The organism is Geomonas sp. (genome assembly GCF_056994735.1).
The window spans coordinates 1-3,142 of the sequence record NZ_JBXKJL010000041.1; the positions used below are offsets into that span (position 1 = coordinate 1).

4 protein-coding genes are annotated in these 3,142 nt (G+C 58.7%); all 4 read left to right on the top strand.

The window, feature by feature from the left end; translation table 11 throughout:
• Positions 1-274: 274 nt before the first annotated feature.
• The 4 genes from AC11W3_RS02020 to AC11W3_RS02035 all read left to right on the top strand — a co-directional run bounded on the left by AC11W3_RS02020 (position 275) and on the right by AC11W3_RS02035 (position 3,027).
• Positions 275-532 (top strand): DUF2442 domain-containing protein, encoded by a 258-nt coding sequence (locus AC11W3_RS02020; protein ID WP_484091983.1) that lies wholly within the window; start codon positions 275-277, stop codon positions 530-532.
• 131 nt (positions 533-663) lie between these two features.
• The gene (locus AC11W3_RS02025; protein ID WP_484091984.1) at positions 664-1,041 is read left to right on the top strand and encodes a hypothetical protein; all 378 of its coding nucleotides are present in this window, start codon (positions 664-666) and stop codon (positions 1,039-1,041) included.
• Positions 1,042-1,201: 160 nt separating this feature from the next.
• The gene (locus AC11W3_RS02030; protein ID WP_484091985.1) at positions 1,202-2,410 is read left to right on the top strand and encodes a class I SAM-dependent rRNA methyltransferase; all 1,209 of its coding nucleotides are present in this window, start codon (positions 1,202-1,204) and stop codon (positions 2,408-2,410) included.
• 17 nt (positions 2,411-2,427) lie between these two features.
• Positions 2,428-3,027: a hypothetical protein gene (locus AC11W3_RS02035; RefSeq protein ID WP_484091986.1), complete on the top strand. Its 600-nt coding sequence runs from the start codon at positions 2,428-2,430 to the stop codon at positions 3,025-3,027.
• Positions 3,028-3,142 lie beyond the last annotated feature (115 nt).

Here is a 3,142-nt window from a genome sequence, read left to right on the forward strand (position 1 = left end):
CCATGACCGTCACTTCCTGCGCCAGCTGGTCGACCGGGTGATCGAGGTCGACCACGGGGAGATGCGTCTTTACGAGGGGAACTACGACTACTACCTTTCGAAGACCCAGCACGGAATCCATTAGACGTCAGCTAATGCTATAATGCTCTAATCGTCAGCCTGTGATGTAATACTGCGTGAGGTGCTTATGCCAGAAATCAGCCGGACTGGGAGCTGGCACGAAGGCATGCGGAGTTGAAGAAAATAGCTCCGCTGGAACAGTAGGGGGTGTGCCATGATCACTGTTACAAAAGCCGAATATCGTACCGACTATAAGATATGGGTAGAATTCAATGACGGAGTGAGCGGGATCGCAGATCTCAGGGATATCCTGTGGGGGCCGGTATTTGAGCCGCTTCAAGACAAGCTCAATTTTCAGAAGTTTACCCTGTCAGATGTGTTCCAGACGATTGTATGGGACAATGGTGCTGACATTGCACCCGAAGCGCTTCATGCAAAGGTTATGGCTTCTACCCTGCCTCGAACGCGGTAACTTCTTTCCTGTGTTGGTTCCGGGCCTCCCGCCTAAAAGGTCATTCATTCTTGTTTGATCGTGTTCTCCATGTTATAAAACTTCAACTGCAGCTGTAGCGATACGGCACACTACAATTCAAGGAGAGCAAAATGGCTAAAAATCCTGAAATGACCTTCAAATACATCTTCCAGTACGATTACAGCCCGGTCTATGTCAATGGCGCCCACGGCGGCGTCTCCCCGCGCGGCGAACTGGTGATGAATTTCTACCTCGAGCGCCAGCCGCTGCCGAATGCCATCTCCCACGAAATCACCGCTGCCGGGACCATCGGCGCCGAGACCGAAGTCGAGCCCTCCGACCTTGGCCGCAGCCTCGTCCGTCAGGTCATCAACGGGGTGGTGGTGAACTACCAGACTGCTCGCGAACTGCACTACTGGCTGGGCGAGAAAGTCAAGGAGATGGAGGCGCTGGAGCAGGCAAAGTCCGCCATGGCTGCCGAGCAGATGAAGACCCAGGCGACTCACTAGAGGCGTGAATGGTGAATGGTGAATGGTGAATGGTGAAAACCACTCGACCGGGCTGAACACCACCCTTCACTCCATCAAGTACAATCAACGGGCGGGAGTACATTGCGGTCGGTTCGACGGCACTTAGCTCCCGCCCCTGTTGTTTTCAGAGGTAGATATCATGTCACAAGTGCGGACTGTAGGGGCAGAGTCGGTCAGGATGATCGAGCTGGGCCATCCCTGGATCATCGCGGACGCCTACACGAAGAGGTGGCCGGCCGGGGAGGCCGGCGATGTGGTCGAGCTGAGCGACGGCTCCGGCCGGTTTCTGGCTACGGCACTTCTCGACCCGAAGGACCGGATCGTCGCGCGGATCCTCTCCCGGGAGCGGATCCGGCTGGATCGGGCCTGGGTGAAGAATCGGCTGGAGCGGGCAGTAAATCTGCGCCGGGATCATGCGGACCTGACGGAGACCAACGCCTACCGGCTGGTGAACGGGGAGGGTGACGCTCTCCCGGGGCTGACCGTGGACCGCTACGGCGATTACCTGATGGTGCAGATCTACTGCGCGGGATGGAAACGGCACCTTAAGCTTGTCACCCAGGCCCTCGATGAGCTTCTCTCTCCCGCGGGGATCTATGAGAAGGTCCGCCCCCAGAAGACGAGGGAGCTCGAGTCGGAGGGCGAGGACAAGAAGTATGGCCGCCTGCTGGCGGGGAATCCCGCTCCGGATCCCCTCCTGGTGCTGGAGAACGGGCTGAATTTCCAGGTGAGCCTGGAGCGGGGGCTCAACACGGGCCTCTTCCTGGACCAGCGCAACAATCGCCGCGCCCTCATGCCCCGGGTGAAAGGGAAGCGCTTCCTGAACCTCTTTTCCTACACCGGCGCCTTTTCGGTGGCGGCCGCGGCGGCCGGGGCAAGCGTCGTAACCAGTGTCGATGCCTCGCCCGGGTACATGGAGATCGCCCGCTCCAACTTCAGCGCGAACCGGCTCAACCCGAAGCGTCATGAGTTCCTGGTCGGCGACTGCTTCTCGGTCCTCGACGACATGGCGCGCCGGCAGAAGTGCTACGACGTGATCCTGATGGACCCGCCTTCCTTCTCGACCACCTCCAAGAGCCGCTTCACCACCAGGGGCGGGACCTCGGACCTCGTGGCAGCGGCCGTGAAACTCCTGAAGGGCGGCGGCCTGCTGATAACCTCGTCCAATCACCAGAAGGTCGATGTGGCCGATTATCTGAAGGAACTGCGCCGCGGCGCGCTTCAGGCGGGGGCTTCACTGCAGGTTATCTCGCTTGCGGGGCAGCCGGAGGATTTCCCCTATCCGGTCACCTTCCCCGAGGGACGCTATCTCAAGTATGCCGTCTGCGTGAAGGGTGAGCCTGCCTAAGGTGTCGGGGTACAGTTATGGCCGTTCGGGTAAAAGAGGAAGTGACGGAGATCGCCCTGCAGCAGGTTCTGTTGCCGGATGGTTCGGTCTTCTCGGTGCAGTGGATGGTCTTCCCCGACTCCTGCGCCGATCGCATCACCGCGACTTTGCTGCTGGAGCGTTACTTTAAGCTGATTAGAGACTGGACATGCTCCGTAATCCGTCCGATCGCACTTAGCGAAGGGGTCCAGTTCCGGCTCCTGGACTCCAAGCTTGCGCTTTTGAGTTTCGAACCGCCCGAACAGTTCCTGCGGCAGGAAGCTGAAGAGGTGCAGCTGAGGATCAATGGTGGTTTCCTGGTGCAGGCAGGGGAATGCGACCGCGGCATGTTTTCCTTGAGCATCCGGAGAAGCGATGAGGGTGTGCGGGTCACCGTGCAGCTCTCGGACTTCTGCCCGCTGCTGCTCGGCAGCCGCACCCCCTCCCGGTTGCGCAGGCTCCTCTACAGGTTCACCCAGGCCTACATTCACAAAGTGGTGACGGTGAAGTATCTGTCGCGCCTGTACCGTGAACTGACCGGAGTGAAGATCCGCGCACGGGTCAAGAAGGTCCATATCAGAGAGGGCAGGAGAACCTGATCCGCTTTGACAATAAAAAAGCCCGCATAAGCGGGCTTCTTCATTCACACTCCATTACTTTACTAGTCAGCGCTAATCTTCCGCTATGAGATTGTCATCCCCGAATGCCCTTATC